10 protein-coding genes are annotated in these 17,589 nt (G+C 64.4%); 3 read left to right on the plus strand and 7 right to left on the minus strand.

The genetic code is table 11. The features are described from left to right. Positions 1 to 19 precede the first annotated feature (19 nt). Together AC5P5R_RS01695 and AC5P5R_RS01700 are read left to right on the plus strand one after the other, a co-directional pair. Positions 20 to 883: a sugar phosphate isomerase/epimerase family protein gene (locus tag AC5P5R_RS01695; protein ID WP_100437985.1), complete on the plus strand. Its 864-nt coding sequence runs from the start codon at positions 20 to 22 to the stop codon at positions 881 to 883. 18 nt (positions 884 to 901) lie between these two features. After that, positions 902 to 1,198, plus strand: coding sequence for a c-type cytochrome (locus AC5P5R_RS01700; RefSeq protein WP_100437984.1), 297 nt, complete (start codon positions 902 to 904; stop codon positions 1,196 to 1,198). Between the two features lie 30 nt (positions 1,199 to 1,228). On the opposite strand, the gene AC5P5R_RS01705 is transcribed toward AC5P5R_RS01700, so the two are convergent. From AC5P5R_RS01705 to AC5P5R_RS01720, 4 genes are read right to left on the minus strand one after another with little or no spacing between them, the layout of a single operon-like run. After that, the gene (locus AC5P5R_RS01705) at positions 1,229 to 1,987 is read right to left on the minus strand and encodes a 3-keto-disaccharide hydrolase (RefSeq protein WP_100438054.1); all 759 of its coding nucleotides are present in this window, start codon (positions 1,985 to 1,987) and stop codon (positions 1,229 to 1,231) included. Next, positions 1,987 to 2,562 carry a gluconate 2-dehydrogenase subunit 3 family protein gene (locus AC5P5R_RS01710; RefSeq protein ID WP_100437983.1) on the minus strand — a complete coding sequence of 192 codons (576 nt, stop codon included), beginning with the start codon at positions 2,560 to 2,562 and terminating at the stop codon, positions 1,987 to 1,989. Before AC5P5R_RS01710 ends, AC5P5R_RS01705 begins: the two co-directional genes overlap by 1 nt. Then, positions 2,562 to 4,247 carry a GMC oxidoreductase gene (locus tag AC5P5R_RS01715; RefSeq protein ID WP_161771493.1) on the minus strand — a complete coding sequence of 562 codons (1,686 nt, stop codon included), beginning with the start codon at positions 4,245 to 4,247 and terminating at the stop codon, positions 2,562 to 2,564. Before AC5P5R_RS01715 ends, AC5P5R_RS01710 begins: the two co-directional genes overlap by 1 nt. Positions 4,248 to 4,274: 27 nt before the next feature. Further along, positions 4,275 to 5,171 (minus strand): hydroxypyruvate isomerase family protein, encoded by an 897-nt coding sequence (locus tag AC5P5R_RS01720; protein ID WP_100437981.1) that lies wholly within the window; start codon positions 5,169 to 5,171, stop codon positions 4,275 to 4,277. Between AC5P5R_RS01720 and AC5P5R_RS01725 the strand changes: the two genes are divergently transcribed. Continuing rightward, on the plus strand, positions 5,107 to 5,283 hold the full coding sequence (locus AC5P5R_RS01725) for a hypothetical protein (protein ID WP_164221395.1): 177 nt from the start codon (positions 5,107 to 5,109) through the stop codon (positions 5,281 to 5,283). The two genes, AC5P5R_RS01720 and AC5P5R_RS01725, sit on opposite strands and share 65 nt — an antisense overlap. An 89-nt stretch (positions 5,284 to 5,372) precedes the next feature. Here the strand turns inward: AC5P5R_RS01725 and AC5P5R_RS01730 are convergent, their stop codons facing one another. The 3 genes from AC5P5R_RS01730 to AC5P5R_RS01740 form a co-directional block, all read right to left on the minus strand. Next, positions 5,373 to 5,957: a single-stranded DNA-binding protein gene (locus tag AC5P5R_RS01730; RefSeq protein WP_100437980.1), complete on the minus strand. Its 585-nt coding sequence runs from the start codon at positions 5,955 to 5,957 to the stop codon at positions 5,373 to 5,375. Between the two features lie 192 nt (positions 5,958 to 6,149). Next, positions 6,150 to 6,698 carry a toxin-activating lysine-acyltransferase gene (locus AC5P5R_RS01735; RefSeq protein ID WP_100437979.1) on the minus strand — a complete coding sequence of 183 codons (549 nt, stop codon included), beginning with the start codon at positions 6,696 to 6,698 and terminating at the stop codon, positions 6,150 to 6,152. Then, the gene (locus AC5P5R_RS01740) at positions 6,695 to 16,894 is read right to left on the minus strand and encodes an SPM autocatalytic domain-containing protein (protein WP_197634600.1); all 10,200 of its coding nucleotides are present in this window, start codon (positions 16,892 to 16,894) and stop codon (positions 6,695 to 6,697) included. The genes AC5P5R_RS01735 and AC5P5R_RS01740 overlap by 4 nt, the downstream gene beginning before the upstream one ends. Positions 16,895 to 17,589 lie beyond the last annotated feature (695 nt).

Consider the following 17,589-nt stretch of genomic DNA (forward strand, 5'->3'; position numbering starts at 1 on the left):
ATCCCGGGAGGATCTGTTGATGAAAGCTCTTTTCCGTAGAAGTGCAAGCCTCATCCTGCTGTTCGCTGCCCTGCCCACCTTCGCAGACGAAGCCGCCAGCGCGCAGAAACCGATCGCGGTGCAGATGTACACCCTGCGCAACGCCGGGTCGCTCGAGCAGCAGTTGAAGATCGTCCACGACGCCGGCGTGCACGCGGTGGAGACGGTCGGCACGCAGAACGCCAGCGCTGCAGAGCTCAAGCGGCTGCTGGACCGGTACTCGATCAAGGCGATTTCATCGCATGTGCCGCTGGCCGAGCTGCGCAGCAATCTGGATGGGGTGGTGACCTTCAACCGCTCAATCGGCAACAGCACGCTGGTCGTGCCTTACCTGGACAAGAAGGACCGCCCAACCGATGCCGCGGGCTGGACTGCGTTGGGCCAGGAACTGGGCCGGATCGCAAAGCAGGTGCGCGGCAAGGGCATGCGCCTGGCCTATCACAACCACGACTTCGAACTGGCCGACTTCGATGGCAAGACCGGACTGGAGCTGCTGTTCGCCGCCGCCGGTCCAGACCTGCAGACCGAGCTGGACCTGGCCTGGGTCGCGCGTGCGGGCCTGGACCCTGCGGTGATGCTTGAGAAATTCCGCGGCCACGTATTCGCGGTGCACGCCAAGGACAATGCGCCCAAGGGCCAGGCCCAGGACGAAGACGGATTCGCTGCCGTCGGCCAGGGCGTGCTGGACTGGAACGCGATCCTGCCTGCTGCAGCAGCCGCCGGCGTCCACTGGTACATCATCGAGCACGACCAGCCACGCGATCCGGCCAAGGTCATCCAGACCGGCGCGGACTATCTGCGTGAACACCTGACCACGAATGCGCCTGCCCATGCGCGGCGCTGACGCATCAAGGAGCCCCACATGAAAATGATCCTGGCAACGGCGGTGGCCCTGGGCGGCATGAGCGTTGCGACAGCTGCCTGGTGCAAGGACGACCCTGCGGCCGGCGCGAAGCTCTACACCGCGAACTGCACGGCCTGCCATGGTGCGGATCGTGCAGGCATGCCGGGCGCGTTTCCTGCGCTCACCGACATCAGCAAGCGGCTGCAGCCCACGCAGATCAAGGACAAGATCAGGAAGGGCGGCGGCTTGATGCCGCCCTTCCCGCAGCTGTCACAACAGGAAATCGATGACATCGCCAGCTACCTGGCGAAGTAAGCGGCCGGCGACCACGCCGGCCGTGTGCGGCTACAGTTCGCGCACCCAGATGTTGCGGTAGCTGACCTTGGAGTCATGCTCCTGCAGATACAGCGGCGCGCACGCGTGAGGCGCGTACGACGGTGCACCGATGTACTCCGTCTTCCCCGCCAGCACGGTGTCATCCTGCACCAGCACGCCGTTATGCAACACGGTGATCCGCGCGGGCGACGTCAGGCCACCGCCCTGCGAGAAGCGCGGGGCCTTCCAGATGATGTCGTAGACCTGCCACTGGCCCGGTGCGCGCGAGGCGTTCACCCGTGGTATGGCCTGCTTGTAGATCGAACCCGCCTGGCCATTGGCATATGTCGGGTTGTTGTAACTGTCGAGCACCTGCAGCTCATACAGTTCCTGCAGGAAGATGCCGCTGTTGCCCCGGTTCTGGCCGTCGAAGCCTTTCGTCTCGGTGGGGGTACGCCATTCGACATGCAGCTGGACGTCACAGAAGCGTTGCTTGGTGCGGATGCCCTTGCTGCCCGGAACGACGGTCATGGCGCCATCAGCAAGCGTCCAGGGCACGCGCCCGCCCTGCTCCGATTCCCACGCGGAGACATCCTTGCCATCGAACAGCACGATGGCGTCGGACGGCGCCTTGCCCGCGGGCGTTGCCACGACCGCAGGCACCGGCGTCCACACCTCGGTCTTCTTCGGATCGCGCGCGGCATCGGCACCGTTCTGCGCGAACGCAGGTACTGCGGCCAGCAGGCCGGTGGCAATCAACAGAGAGCGGATCATCAGGGTCTCGTCCATCAGCTGGTCCCCCACGCCGGCGTACCGGGGACATAGGCCAAGTCGCCGTCGTAGCGACCCGGCACGGCGACGTACTGCAGCACCCCTGTTGCGCCGACCTTGGAGGTGAAGAAGCCGAAGATGGCCAGCTGCTTGATCATCGTGAAGTAATGCGGCATCGCCTCGCCCTCTTCCGGTGTGCCGGTCTCGGTCACGTCGGCATGGCGTGCTTTGGCTTCAGCGTCCAGCGTTCGCAGCAACCCGGTGCGGGCTTCCGGCGTGAGCGACACGAAGCGGCCGCCGGCGCGTTTGTCGATGTCGGCCAGGCCGGCGCGGAACGTCGCCTGCTGCCGGGCGGTGTAGCAGTCGCTGACGAACGTCGCCATGAACAGCCCGGCACCCGCATCCTTCGCGCCGGGTGTCCGGGTCCGCGGCAGGATGGTCTCGGCGATCTCGTCCAGCGTGCCGACATCGGCATCGGAGAAATGGATCTTCGCGGCGCCCGCCGGTGCCTGCCCCTGCACAAGCGCGGGCAACCCGACCATGGCCGCGCCGGTGGCGGCGACGATCATCTTCAACAGTTCGCGGCGATCCATCAGAGGTTCCCTGCTTTCAGTTCGCGTACCGCGTGGTCGGCCGCGCGCGCGGTCAGCGCCATGTAGGTCAGCGAGGGATTCACGCAGGCGCTGGAGGTCATGCAGGCACCGTCGGTCACATAGACGTTGGGAGCATCCCAGACCTGGTTGTGCTGGTTCAGTACCGAGCTCTTGCGATCACGTCCCATGCGCGCGGTCCCCATCTCGTGGATGCCCTTGCCCGGGGCATAGTCGTTGTCGTGCATCTTCACGTCCTTGACGCCGGCCGCCTCCAGCATCTCGGCAGCATCGGCGGCCATGTCCTTGCGCATCGCCAGTTCGTTGGCGCGCATGGCAACGTCCATCGCCAGCACCGGCAACCCCCACTTGTCCTTGCGGTCGTGGTCCAGGCGGATCGTGTTGTCGTGGTGCGGCAGCATCTCACCGAACCCGGTCATGCCGATGCGCCAGTCACCGGGCACGATCAGCGCCTCCTTCAGGTCGGCACCGATGTTCAGCTCGGCAATCTCGCGTGACCAACCGGTGCGGCTGGCACCGCCCTGATAGCCGAATCCACGCAGGTAGCCACGTTTGTCCGTGGCGACGTTGCGGAACCGCGGGATGTAGAAGCCGCAGGGACGGCGGCCGAAGTAGTACTTGTCTTCGTAGCCCTCGACCCGGCCCGAGGCTCCCGCACCGAAATGATGGTCCATCACGTTGTGCCCAAGCTCGCCGGACGAGGAGCCCAGTCCGCCGTCCCATACATCGGTGGCCGAGTTCATCAGCAGCCACGTCGAGTTGAACGACGATGCGTTGAGGAAAATCACCTTGGCCGTGTACTGATAGGTCTGGCCGGTTTCGGCGTCGATGACCTCCACGCCGCGCGCGCGCTTGCGGTCCTTGTCGTAGAGCACTTCCTTGACGATGGAGAACGGCCGCAAGGTCAGGTTGCCGGTCTTCATCGCCGCTGGCAGTGTCGCCGCCTGGGTCGAGAAGTAGGCACCGAAGGGACAGCCCAGGATGCACTTGTTGCGGTACTGGCAATTGACGCGCCCCTGCTCGGGCATCGGCTTGGTGATATTGGCAGTGCGCGAGTGGATCATATGGCGCGTTCCGCCGAAGGCCTTCTTGATACGCGCGGCCACATCCTTCTCGACGATGTTCAAGGGAATCGGCGGCAGGAACTCGCCGTCCGGCAGCACGTCCAGTCCTTCGCGCGTGCCGGCGATGCCGGCGAACTTCTCCACATGGTCGTACCACGGCGCGATGTCGGCGTAGCGGATCGGCCAGTCAGCGGCGATACCGTCCTTGAGATTCGCCTCGAAATCCAGATCGGAGAAACGATAGCTCTGCCGCCCCCACAGCAGCGAGCGGCCGCCGACGTGGTAGCCACGGAACCAGTCGAAACGTTTGGTCTCGATGTAGGGTGAGTCCTGTTCGTTGGCCCACATTCCTTCCAGATTCTCGGCCAGGCCGTAGTCGCGCATCAGCACCGGGAAGTCCGCTTTCATCGCCTGCGTGGGCCGGTTGCGGTGCGGGAAATCCCACGCCTCCTTCATCGCATTGACGTAGTCCTTGACGTGCTCGATGTTGCGTCCGCGTTCCAGCATCAGGACCCTCAGGCCCTTTTCGGTCAGCTCCTTCGCCGCCCAACCGCCACTGATTCCCGAGCCAACAACAATGGCGTCGTAGTGATCATCTGCCATGGGTTTCTCACCTGGGTGGATATCGTTTCAGACGTCGCAGAGGCGGATCGCCTCGCGCAATGAGGCAACGGGATCGGGCGCTGCAGGCGTGAACTCCTGCGCCAGATACCCCTTGAAACCGGTGTCGCGGATCGCGCGACAGATGGCCGGATAGTGGAGCTCCTGCTGGTCTCCGATCTCGTTCCGGCCGGGCACGCCTGCGGTGTGGTAGTGCTTGAAGCAGGCGTGATGCTTGCCGATGGTGGCGATGATGTCGCCTTCCATGATCTGCATGTGGTAGATGTCGTAGAGCAGGCCGAAGTTGTCCGAGCCGAGCCGCTGGCACAGCTCCACGCCCCAGGCGGAGTGATCGCACAGGTAGTCGTGGTGATCGACCCTGGAGTTCAGCAGCTCCATCACCAGCACCACGCCGCGCTTCTCGGCATGCCCGAGGATGCGCTTGAGGCCAGCCTCGGCGTTGGCCATGCCGTCATGCGGGTCCATGCCGTTGCGGTTGCCGGAGAAGCAGATGAGATTGCGGTAGCCGGCATCGGCGACCAGATCGATGTGCCGCGTGTAGCGCTCCACCAGCTGGTCGTGGAACTCACGGCCGGCAAAACCCTTGGTCAGGCCGAGCTCCGCACCGTTGCACATCGAGCTGTAGATGCCATTCGCCTTCAGCGTGGGCCAGTCCTCCGGGCCGACCAGGTCGATCGCGGCAAAACCAATGTCCTTCACCGTCGCGCAAAGCTGGGCGACGGACAGCTGCGGGAAGGTCCAGCGGGCCACGGAGTGCTTCAGGTTGCCCTTGAGCGGCGCCGTGGCGGCGAATGCGGGCAGCGCTCCCGCAGTACCCAGAGCTACGCCTCCAGCAACCGTCATGCGCAACGCATCGCGCCGCGTGAGCCCCCTCGAAGGAGCCGGTCTGATCGAATGGATGGACATCCACCTGCCGGCCTCCCAACCGGTATCAAACGCAACGATTCACAGCAATGCAATCGATTGCACCATAGGGGAGGAAATTGTCTGTTTGCAAGTCGCGGTGCACGAAAACTGATGCTGCGAAGCACAACTCCGCAGGAATCGCAGACAAAGAAAAGCCCCGCATGAGCGGGGCTTTCTTTTCTGCTGCGAACGAGCGTTCGATCAGAACGGAATATCGTCGTCAGCGAAGTCGTCCATCGGCGGCGCCTGCTGCGGCTGCGGGCGCTGGTTGCCACCCTGGTTGCCGTAACCGCCGCCCTGGTTGCCGCCCTGGTTGCCATAGCCACCGCCCTGGCCACCACGCTGGCCGCCGCCACCGCCGCCGTACTCCTGGCGCGGAGCCTGCTGGCGCTGCGGGCGCTCGCCGCCGTAGTTGCCACCACCGCCGCCACCGCCGCCACCGCCGCCTTCACCGCGGCCGCCCAGCATCTGCATTTCATCGGCGACGATGTCAGTGGAGTACTTCTCCACGCCGTCCTGGCCGGTGTACTTGTCGTAGCGCAGGCTGCCTTCGACGTAGACCGAGCTGCCCTTGCGCAGGTACTCGCCGGCGATCTCACCGAGCTTGCCGAAGAACACCACACGGTGCCATTCGGTACGTTCCTGCTGGTTGCCATCCTTGTCCTTGCGGACGCTGGTGGTGGCCAGGCTGATGCGGGTGATCGCCATGCCGCTCTGGGTGTACTTCACGTCCGGGTCGTTGCCGAGGTTGCCGACCAGGATGACTTTGTTGATGCCGCGCGCCATAGGTAAGTGATTCCATTGTCCGGGGGCTGGTGCCTGTCATAGCACACAGCCGGAGTTGCCGATACCCGGCCGCCCATCGGTGGGCACTGCCAGAAACCCGGCATTCTATCATCGAGCCCCGGCCCACCGGGCTTGCCTCTACTCCCCCGACCGCCAGCGTGGCGACCGGGGCGGACGTTTAGCTCTCCCGGATCAAGCCGCCTGCGACGGCACGCCGCCCAGGGTCACTTTGTCACGCCGGCCGGTGGCCGGATCGGTCCGGTGCATGGACAGGCTGCGCCCCGCGAACGGCCCGGTCAGCAGATCGCCCAGCATGGCCTCGGCCAGGCCGTTGCCGGGCTGGGCGAAGGGGGTGATGAACTCGATCAGCCACAGGCGATCGCCACTGTTCCAGTCGTCCAGTTCCAGCCGCTCGCCGGCTTCCAGCTTGCGCTCGGCCTCCTCTGACAAATTGGCCCAGATTGCAACGCCAAGCGGCAACTGTTCCAGTGCCTGCTGGGCCACCCCGGCGAACGCCGCACCGGCCTCCTGCATGCCCGGCAACGGCGGCAGGGTGCCGAAACGGAACACCCGGAACTGCTCCTTCAGCAGCGGCGGCATGAATGACCATTCAAGGTCCTTCAACTGCATCTCACGGTGCAGCGGCGACTGCGAAAGCAGCCAGACGATCTGGCCGAGGGCCTCGGCAACGGTGCGCGGCGCCCCGTCGGAGGCGGCGGTGGCGGTCGTGGACGTGATCATGAACGGGAAATCCTATAGTCGGGAATGGCGGTCAACAGTTCCATGGTGGCCGGATCGCGCGCCGCCGTGCTGATGCCCTGGGCATAGGGCTGAGCGTCGAACGTGGACATCGCTTCGATCATCTGGAACCGTTTCTTCTGTGCCAGCGCCAGATTGTCATGCAAGGCTGAGCGCTGTGTTGCCGGGCCGGACGGAATGCTTTCGTCGATGGGGGCACGCTGTTCCGACCGAGCCGATTGCTGCATCCGCTCGGCGGCGGTGGGCTCAACGCCACCGAAACGATCCCCCAGTTCCGTCACGGCTTGCGCCACCGGGGCCTGCGGCAGTTCAGTTGCAGGCGTGAAGCGTGGATCCCCGCCTCGGCGGTTGACCCGGCCGGAGGTGGCATCACCGCTACCCAGGTCACGTCCGCCCTTGCCGGCGCCAGCATTCAGGTTCAGGCCGTCACCGTCGCCCCCCTCATCGCGCTCGCCGAAAGCGAAGAACATGTCCGACAGGGCCGCTTGGGTGCCATCGGTACGGGTGTACTGACCGTTGGCATAGGTGGTGTTGTCCGGCGCCGCACCGGGCATCTGCCCGGTACGGCGCGCATCGAGGTTGATCGACGCCACGCCGGCCTGCTGCAACGTCAACAGCTCACCCGCCTGGCTGATGCCATCGCGGTTGGCGTCACGCCAGACCTGGAACTCTCCGAAGCGGGCGTCATTGGCATCCAGACGCCGATCACCATTGCTGTCATAGGCAGCCAGACCTTCAAGGTCGGAATGGGCCCCCTCCAGATCCATCGTGAACGAGATTTCGGCGCCGGAATCGATCGTGCCGTTGCGGTTGCGGTCGAGCACCAGCAGGCCGTCATGCGGGCCGACCCAACCGGTCAAGTCACGCACGCCATCACCGTCCATGTCGAACCGCGTGGCGCTCTGTGCCCAACCCACGGTCTCCACGCCGTCGCCATCCAGGTCAAGCACGACCGGGCCCAGGCGTGCGCCGAACTCGTTGACGACAAACTTCAGCGGATCACTCCAGAGGCCAGCGCTGTCCACGCTCTGGATGACGATTTCATAGTAGGTGTCGTAGTAGGTCTCCTGGTAGTAGCCCGCGCCGCTTCCGCGAGGATCGCCCCAGTTTCCGTCATTCACCTGACGCCGGTTTCCACGATTCACGATCCGCGTGGCAAGCGTGCCGTTGTAGTAGTAACCGTTCAGGAAACCATCACCGGAAATGGCCTTCGACGTGGTCCCATAGTCAAAGAACGATGTCTCGTTGGTATAGGTGTCCCAGTACTGGCCAGTAGTACTCACCAGCTCCACCGCGCTGGTGATCACCAGACGGCTGAAGATGTCCTCCTGGTCACTTCCCCAGAGCACGTACACGTAGTTGCTGTCCTGCGTCTGGACGACCGTCGGCCGCTCATTGACGTTCTGCACATTGATCGTCACCCAGGTGCTGCTGGAAAGGCCACCACGATCGGTGACCGTCACCTGTATCTGGTGGCTCTGCGCGGTCTCATAATCCAGCTGCCCGTGCAGCGCAATCTGGCCCGTGGTGGCGTTGATGCCGAACAAATTGCTGGCACCACCTGTGATGGCAAACCGGTGGTCGCGGTTGTACCACTGGCTGTCCGGGTCGGACCAGTTGGTGAACTGGAATACGGTCTGCCCCGCGCCCGGCGCCGATTCGGCCAGCGTCACGCTCTGGCCCCAGGTTGTCGGCGCTTCGTTGACGTCTTCGATGCGCACCGTGATTTCACGATTGCCCGACACCAGCGCTCCATCCGTCGCACGAACGGTGACGTTGTAATACGCCTCCAGCTGGCCATCGCCATCGCCGTCGATCAACTGCAGGTACGGTGCAACCGCTTCGAAATCGAAGCTGCTGACGTTGTACTTGAGCTGGTTGCCGGAAATGGCGAACCAGGCAAACGGATCGTTGATGATCTGGTACGAGGGTGCGGTCCCGTCCGGATCAGACGACGACAGCGTGGCTACCACCTGCCCGGACACGCCGGTGTTCTCGGAGGTGAGCGCCACATGCTGCACGACGTCCGGCGTTCGTGGTGCTTCGTTGACGTTGGACACGCCCACTTGGAACACCTGGTCGCGGGTTGCGCCGTGGGTGTCGGTCACCCTCACCGTGATTGCATGCGAAGTGGCGGCCTCGTAGTCCAGTAGCCCACCATTGGCGACGCTCAGTACACCAGCCGCGGTGATGGCAAAGCGGCCGCCAGCATTGTTGACCAGGGTGAAGGTCAGGCCGTCGGTCACGTCCTGGTCCTGGCCACTGAACTTACCGACCTCGGCGCCGTTGGCAGTGTTTTCCGCGATGCTCAGCGTGCGATCGACGGTGATGCCATGCGGCGTATCGTTGACGTCTTCAAGGCGCACGGTGATGGTGCGCGCCCCCGCCGAGGTCAGCCCACCCGACACAGCCTTCACCGATACCGAGTACACCACCTCCTGTCGGCCATCGCTGTCAGCATCGCTCAGGGTCATGCCAGCGGCCTTCAGCGCCTCGAAATCCAGCACCAGGCCATCGCGGAACTTCAGCTGGTTGCCGACCAGGGTGAACCAGCCGCGCGCGTCGCCCTCCAGCACATAGCTGTAGCTGCCATTGCCGCCACTGGAGGCAAGGTTGGCGATCACAACGCCGCCCAGCGCCGCATTCTCGGCCGCGATTGCCACCGGTTGGCTGGAGATGGTCGGCGTAGCCGGCGCCTCATCAACGTTGGTCACCGCCACGGTGAACGTCTTGTCGCGGGTCAACCCGCCCGAGTCGGTCACCCGCACCACGATCTGGTGCGAGGTGTTGGCCTCGTAGTCGAGCAGGCTGGCATTGGCCACCGTCAGCACGCCGGCCGCGGAAATCGCAAAGCGTCCGCCTGCGTTGTTGGTCAGGCTGAAGGTGAAGCTGTCATTGTCCGCGTCCACCCGTGCGAAGTTGCCCAGCACGGTGCCATTGGCCACCGGTGCATCCGAGGTCGACTCGACTGTGCTCAGCGCACGGTCCACGGTGATGTCGGTCGGACGCGCATTGATGGTGACCGACAGGGTCTGCGTCTTGCTGCTGGTCTTGCCCGTCGCGGTCTCCTTGGCGATGGCGGTCACCGTCAGCGCCGCAGTGCCGGTCAGGTCGGCCGACCACGTGGCCGGACCGACCAGCGCCAGACCGGCCAGCTGCGCCGGCGTCAGCGACCACACGCCGTTGCCCAGGTTCGTGCCCTTGTTCAGGGTCAGTCCGGTCGGCAGGTTCGAGATGCGGATCTCCAGCGTTTCCGACCCGTCGGTGTCGGTGAGGGCAGCCTGAACGTCCAGCGTCAGCGTTCCGCCATCCAGCGTCTTGCCGACCTGCACGGCACGGGTAATCACCGGCGCGTCCACTACCGGCGCCACATTCATGAAGAACACGCGCTCGGTCACCAGCCCACCGGCATCGGTTGCGATCAGCTTGATCGCAACGCGTCCGCTGGCGTTGCCCTTCGGCACCAGCGTCACCGTACGCTCGCCGTTGGCCCCCGCAGTGATGCTCGGAGTATTCATCCAGGCCACCACCGTCGTGAGGTCAGTGGCATCCACCGCCACGGCACGCACGGTGACCCCGGATGCCGGGGTCAGGTCATCACCGACGGTGAACTGCAGGGCGACCTGGCCATCCTCGTTGATCGACTGATCCGGCACGATGCTGATCGACGGCAGGCCGTTGCCATCCCAGTAGTGCCGCCACTGGTTCTCGAACGTGCCGTCCGCATGCAATGCCTGATAGGCCGCGACCGTGGCCGGCTTGGTGCGACCGGCCATCAGCGCGACCAGTGCCTCTGCATTGATCGTGCTGCTGGCGTGCTCGCCGGCCAGGAAGAAATCAATCTTGTAGTTGGCGCGATCATTGGCATTGGTGGTCGTGTACCAGCCCTTGATCGTGGTCACCACGCTGGTGCCGATCACCGAGATCACCAGGTCATCGCCGGTACGGCTGAACCACAGGTCATTGCGGCTGATGTCGCGATAGCCGATGACGTCGATATCGTCGCCACTGGAGTCGTAGTTACGGATTTCGTCGGCACCGGAGTTGCGGTCGATCAAGTAGACGTCGCTATCATCGCCACCAATCAGGATGTCGTTACCGGCGCCGCCATACAGGGTGTCATTGCCGGCCTGCGCATCGAGCAGGTCGTCACCATCACCGCCATACAGCGTGTCGTTGCCAGCGCCGCCGTAGAGCTTGTCGTTGCCTGCGCCACCCTCGATGTAATCATCCCCCGCGCCACCAGTGATGACGTCGTCGAACCCACTGCCGATCACGCGCTCGAACGCATCTTCCAGCACATCGCCGGCGGCCGCGCCGCCATGGGTTCCCGTCGCCAGGTTCAGCACGATGCCCGCCGTCGCCGTGGCGTAGGTCAACGTATCGACACCGGCGCCTCCGGACAGGGTGTCGGCACCGGCACCGCCATCGAGGATATCGTCGCCATCACCACCGCGCAGGATGTCGTTGCCGACGCCGCCGCGCAGCGTGTCATTGCCGATGCCCCCTTCCAGCAGGTCATTGCCGGCACCGCCATCGAGGATGTCATTGCCGGCGTCGCCGTACAGACGATCATCACCGTCTTCGCCATACAAGTTGTCATCGCCATCACCGCCACGCAGTTCGTCGACGCCTGCGCCACCGTACAGCGTGTCGCGACCCAGCTCGCCCCACAGTTTGTCGTCGCCAGCCTCACCGCGCAGATTGTCATCGCCATCGCCGCCGTACAGGTCGTCGTTGCCACCGCCGCCGTTGATGATGTCGTTGCCGCCGAGCCCCTGGATCACGTCCCGGTTGGCCTGGCCGACCAGCGTTTCTCCAGCGGCAGTGCCGTACAGGTAGTCATCGCGGTTGACCACGGTGAAGACCAGCTGCTTGCTGACGCTCAACCCGGCGCCGCCGCGATCGGTCGCGGTGACCGTCACTGTGACGTTGCTTCCCGCCTCATAGTCAACGATCGCACCGGCCTTCAGGCGCAGCTGGTTGCCGTTGATGATCTCGAAGCGGCTGTCGGACACGCTGTACACCATCGTGGCGAAATCACTGCCTGCCGTGGTGTCTGGATCGGTGGCCGACAGCGTACCGAGCAGGATCGCCGGCAGCGCAGTTCCGGTGGGAACCCGATCGGTTTCGCTGAAGCTGGTGGTGGTGGCCACGAACACCACCGCTGTCGGCGCTTCATTCTCGTCTTCGATGGCATAGGTGAAGCTGAGCGTCGATGCAGATGCAAGGCTGCCGTCGTACGCCCTCACGCTGGCGGTCAGCAACACCTCCTTGATGCCGTCGCCATCCAGATCGACCAAGGTTGCGCCCTGGGCGGCGGCCAGCGTCTCGAAGTCGATCGCAACGCCCGCACGCACGCGTACCTGGTTACCCACCACCTCCAGCAGACCGCCCGGGTTGGTCACCAGCTGCAGGGTCGGCGTGCTCTTGTCGGGGTCCCCGATCACGAAGGTGCCCACCACCGTACCGGCGCCCGTCTTTTCACCGGCCAGTACGGGCGCGGTGTTCGGTGGCCGCGTCGGCGTGAACGGCGCCTCGTTGACGTTGCGCACGTCGATCTTGAAGTCCTTCTCGAACCACGCGCCGGCACCGTCGGTCACGCGCACCCGGATGGTGTGCGCGGTGGCGCTTTCATAGTCAAGCTTGGTGCCATCACGAACGCTCAGCGTGCCATCGGCGGTGATCTTGAAGCGCCCGCCGCCATCATTGATCAGGGTGAAAGTGGCCGTATCTTCCGCGCCGTCGCGATCGACATGGCCGAAGCGGCCCAGCGACAGGTTGTTGGCAGCGTTCTCGTCCACGGCCAGCGGTCCGGGTGCGAGGATGTCGCTGGGCGCGTCGTTGACCGAGCGCACCACCAGATCGACGATCTGGTCGGCGGTATTGCCGTCGGCATCGGTGACCCGGACCACGAAACGATCGTTGCCGTGGCGGTCCGCCGCCGGCGTGTAGACCCAGGCGCCGGTGGCTGCATTGAGCGCGACGGTCCCCATGCCGGGTGCAGTGATTACCGTGTATCCGGTGATGTTCCCATCATGGTCGACGGCATTGACGCTGCCACTGAGCGGTACGTCCTCATCGGTGGCCAGGTACTGCGTTTCGACCAGCGGTGCCGGCTTGCTCGAGTTCTGCCAGTAGCTGCCGAGCAGGCCCTGCAAGCTTGAGGACATCCCAGCCGGCACGGACCCCGACTCTGCCGCCATTGCCGCAAGCAGCGGCTCGGCGTGGGCGAGGAACAGCGAGCCTGCACCGGTCGCGATTTCGGTGATCCGGCTGGCGCCGGTGTAGTAGCCCGCGATGGTGATCCGGGTGCTGCCTCCGATCACGCTGACCAGCAGATCATTGCCCACCTTCTGCAGCCAGACCTCGTGGTTGGCCACGTTCTGCAGCACGATGCGATTGACGCCCAGCGCGTCTTCGATGCGGTCGTTGCCACCCTCCCGATCGAACAGGTAGGTGTCATTGCCATCCCCGCCCCGCAGCAGGTCGTTGCCTGCCTCACCGGCCAGGGTGTCGTTGCCGGTCCCGCCATCCAGCAGGTCGTCGCCTGCGCCGCCCACCAGGGTATCGTTGCCGGCCTCGCCGTAGAGCTGATCGTCTCCGTCCTGGCCCCCCAGGGTGTCATTACCTTCGCCGCCCCAGGCCTTGTCGTTGCCTACATCGCCGCTGATCTGGTCGTCGCCCAGCCCACCGTAAAGCTCGTCAGCACCCGCGCCACCGGCCAGCACATCGTTGCCCGCGCCACCTTCAAGTCGGTCATCGCCGGCATCGCCGGACAACGCATCGTTGCCGTCGCCGCCCATCAGGGTGTCGTTGCCGTCACCACCGATGAGCACGTCATCGCCCCCACGCCCATCCAGCCAGTCGTTGCCGCCCAGCCCGATCAGGCGATTGGCCCGCGAATCACCACTGACGGTATCGGCGAAGCCGTCGCTGCCCACCACGTTCTCCAACGTGCTGACGCCGTTGACTGCAACCAGGGTATCGCCATCGGCATGCCCGCCCGACAGCGTGCCTGCGGCGAGGTCCAGCACCAGCGACGCGGTGGACGTCACATAGCGGACGGTATCGCCATAGGCTTCACCCGCCACCGCCGCCTGGCCGAGGCTGATGCGGTCGCTGCCACCGTCGAGGATATCGGCACCGGCACCGCCCTCCAGCGTGTCGTCGCCGTCGCCGCCCCGCAGCGTGTCATTGCCATCTCCACCCGCCAGCACGTCGTGACCTGCAAGACCCGTAAGCGTGTCCGCGCCATCGGACCCGAACAATACATCGTCACTCGCGCTGCCGCCTTGGGAAAGCTGGCGGAACTGGCGCAGATCCAGCACCAGTCCGTCCTTCAACTGCATGAACTCGACGCGACGCTGGGCATTCGTGTGATTGGCGAGCTTGATCGTACCGTTCTGTGCGGCGAAGACATCCACCTGGAGCGTCGTCCCGCTCAGCGCCAACCGAAGATTGGAGAGGCTTAGCCCTGCTCCCAGTACTAGCGTATCCTGGCCCCCGTCGGTGGCCTGGAACACTTCGCGCACGATCTGTTGCCCATTTGGCCCGTTTCGCCAGGTCGACGAACGGAACTGCCCCTGCGCCGATGGCCACGTGGTGGAGGCTGGCGCGTTCGCCACTGGGGCGTCAAACAGGAAGTCCACCTTGTCCACGCTCTGGTAGACAACAGTGCCGGATGCGATCTCCTTGACCGTCAACCGATACTGATGCTTGTTGCCCGCAGTTGTCTCGCCAAGGCCCAGATACTCCCAGGACGCCGTGTAGGCTGATCCCAACGTCCCTGAGCTGGACATCACCTCATCCAGATAGAAAGCGCCTTCATAGATGACATCACTACCGTCGCCGATGTTGTACTCATAGGCATCGTCGCCCTCACCGCCGTACAGCGCATCCGCACCACCTCCACCACGCAGCACATCCGCACCGATACTGCCGCCGAGACGGTCGGCGCCGGCGCCGCCCTCGATGCCTTCGATGCTGCTGTAGGCATCGCCCTTGGCATCGCCGGTATTGGCGAACGTGCCTTCCAGGTAGACGCGCACCGCCGCGCTGCCCGCGTAGGACGCGATGTCCACGCCACCGCCACCGAACAGGGTGTCCGCGCCGGCACCGCCGTGCAGCAGATCGTCACCCTGGCCGCCGTACAGGATGTCGTCACCCGCACCGCCACGCAGCGTATCGTCGCCTTCGTTGCCCATCAGCAGGTCATTGCCCGCGCCGCCGTCGATGACGTCATCGCCACCGTTGCCGGTCAACCAGTCCTTGCCAGCCGTTCCAGCAATCGTGTCATTGCCATCGCCGCCCCCGAGCAGGGTCATGTCGGTGAGCGCATGGCGGCCGGTCGCGGCAAACACCATGTTCTCGATCGATCCACCGAGTGCGTACCAGTCCTTGATCGTGATCCGGTCACTGGACGCCGAGAGGCGCTCCTTCTCGCCATCGCGGCCGATCACCAGGCGCAGGTCATTGCCATCTCGCTGCAGCATCACATCCTGGATGTCGATGCCGACGCCAAACTCCAGCGAATCAACACCCGCATTGCGCGCAATCAGGCCATTGAGCGCTCCCTTGTGCCGGCGCAGCACCTGCGCCTCGTCGTTCCAGTCGTTGTGGCTGATCCAGGTGGAACCGTCGAAATAGACCACGCCGTCCTTGCTGACGGTGCCATCGGCATTGCGTACATAGCCATTGACGTAGGCGCCCTTCTCCCAGACCAGATCCCAGTTGTCGACATAGTCGTCCATGACAATGTCGTCGCCATCGCCGCGCTGGTAGCGGAAGACGTCATCGCCTTCACCGCCCACCACTTCGTCGTTGCCACGGCCGCCGACCACCAGGTCCGAACCCGTACCGCCATACACACGGTCATTGCCATCATCGCCAAACACCGTGTCATTGCCTGCGCCGCCCAGCACCTGGTCGTTGCCGGAGCCGCCCATCACCCAGTCCTGGTCGCCATCGCCAGCAACGAAATCGTCGCCCGAGCCACCATTGCCGAAGTCATTGCCGGCCAGGCCTCGGATCTCGTCATTGCCGGCGCCGCCATACAGGAAGTCAGCGCCGTAGGTGCCCAGGATCACATCCGAGCCACCGGTGCCGATGATGTACGAGGTCATGTCGCCGATGCGGATGTCCTCGCCATCGGCAAACCGCAGCCACTCCACGCGATGCGAGGATTCGAACCAGTCCTTGATGGTCAGCTCATCGCCGGTGTGGGTCGCGTTGCCGGCGGCGTCATAGCTGACCAAGGCAATGATCAGGTCGTTGCCGGCGCCGCTGGCCGAGGAGCGGCGCATCTGGATGTTCTGCAGCGACAGGCCGGTGCCGAACACGATCGCGTCCTCACCACCCTTCACCGAGCCGTTGACCTCGTACTCGCCACCACCGGCCCAGTTGCGCGCCAACTGTCCATTGGCGATCTTTGCGAGGCGGTCATTCAAGCTGTCGCCGCTGCCACGGATGGCGTCTGCGCCCTCTTCGTCGTAGACCACATCGCGGCCGTCACCAAGCCGGAACAGGTACTGGTCCGCGCCGCCCCCACCGAACAGGCGTGCTTCGCCATTGGCACCCCGATCATCGCCAGCGCCACCGGCGATGATGTCCCCCCCTTCGCCACCCACCAGCAGGTCGTTGCCAGCGCCACCTTCCAGCCAGTCCGAACCGGTGCTGCCATACAGGCGATCATCGCCGGCACCGCCGTCGAGGTAGTTGCCGTTGCCACCACGCGCAGCGATCGCCAGCGCCTGTGCGCTGGCATCACCGATGGCGAAGTTCACATTGGTGACATTGCCGGCGAACAGCACGTCATTGCCGTCCCCGCCAAACAGCCAGTCATCGAGCAGGCCGCCCACCAGGGTATCGTTGCCGCTGCCGCCGAGCAGATCGTTGCCGAGGTCTCCACCCCGGACCAGATCGTCACCTGCACCGGCATCGATGACAGCCGCGATTTCGATGCGATGCGTGGCCGAAGGTGCGTTGCCGTTGACCAGCAGGCCGGTGGTGCTGGACAGCAATGCACCATTGACGATGATGCTGTCGCTGCCGGTTCCGCCGAGGATCCTGTCTTTATCTGCGGTGACGATGGTGTCGCCCAACGAGTGAACTTCGTCTCCGGTCCAGCTGACCAAGGTACGCTTTCGTCCTCCATCAGGATCGAGCGCCAACGTCATGTTGGAGGCGACCAGACCGACACCGTCTACAGCGCCGTCTGCCAGTTGATCAAGCCATGCAGCAAATCCCCCCGTCCAATCAGACGCTGCACGGCGGTTGAGTCCGAGCTCTTCGACACGGACGAGCGTAATGGCCCACTGTGCGGCGAACCCACTCTCAGGCGCTCCCGCAATCAGAGTATTGATTTCCCATGGAGACGCAACATATCGAGCGTAGTCGGAAGCAACGGCTATGTCGCCAAACAGATTGGTCGCACTGAAACCTGTCGGCGCATCTAGGCTGACAAGATTCTTTCCGATGGCACGCTTGATGTAGATGTCTCCACCAATCATCCGATCGAGTAGATTGGACAACGCCCGCACCGTACCGTAGGAAATTACATCCTCGGCCTTGGAGGTGGTGAATGAAGGCTCCGACCAATAGCGATACTTCTTGCCGTACGTTCCATAGGTACCGCCATCCACCGTCGCACCCGTTGCCACCCGGCTCCCCGACACCTCCAGTACCGCATTCATGGTGCCAGCGACCTGATTGGCCAGTAGCGTCGCTCCGATACTCACGCCGCCCGAGCGGGCACGAACGCCAGAAACGGTGAAGGTCGAGTTCGCCTCGTCCCAGGTGACAGATGCCCAGGAGCGCGGCTTCCCACTGGAGAACAAACTTCCGATCAATCCTCCGAATATGTACCCAACCA

The sequence above is a fragment of the Stenotrophomonas sp. YJH_SMC_19 genome (assembly GCF_059367915.1).